Origin of the sequence: Chryseobacterium sp. CBo1 (genome assembly GCF_001693475.1) — a bacterium.
GTDB lineage: Bacteria > Bacteroidota > Bacteroidia > Flavobacteriales > Weeksellaceae > Chryseobacterium > Chryseobacterium formosense.
Genome location: NZ_MAUH01000066.1, coordinates 1 through 635 on the forward strand (window position 1 = coordinate 1; position 635 = coordinate 635).

1 pseudogene is annotated in these 635 nt (G+C 39.1%); it reads left to right on the top strand.

The features are described 5' to 3' along the window. Positions 1–635, top strand: a pseudogene (locus BA768_RS21370) (RHS repeat-associated core domain-containing protein); the annotation flags it as partial.

The window sequence follows — 635 nt, forward strand, 5'->3', positions numbered from 1 at the left end:
AAAACCATTGAATTTAAGAATGGACAGGGACAAACGATATTGGTAAGAAAAATGCTTGACGGAACACAAAGTGCAGATACTTATTATGTTTATAATGAATATAACCAGCTTGCCTTTGTTATTCCGCCTTTGGCTTCAATTGCTTCACTTGACGAAACCACACTTAATAATCTTTGCTATCAATACCGTTACGACGGCAGAAACCGTCTGGTGGAAAAGAAACTTCCGGGAAAAGGCTGGGAATATATGGTATATGACAAGGCTGATCGATTAATTCTGACTCAGGATGCCAATATGAGACCTTCAGGAGATTGGCTGCTAACAAGATATGACAAATTTTCACGCGTTATTTATACGGCAATAGCAGGTATCGGAAACACATACATCAGAAAAGATATTCAGGATGCAGCCGATTATCATGGCGGTGTTGGAACACCTCTTACGGAAGAAAGAAACTCTACAGGTTTTAGTAAAAACGGTATTCAGATCTATTACGGAAATAATGCATATCCTACCGCCATCAATCATGTTCTGTCTGTCAATTATTACGACACTTATCCTTTAGGAACACCAGGTTTTACCCCAACACTTCCAGGCAATGCAGCAATCACGGATAATTTTACGCAAAACGTAAA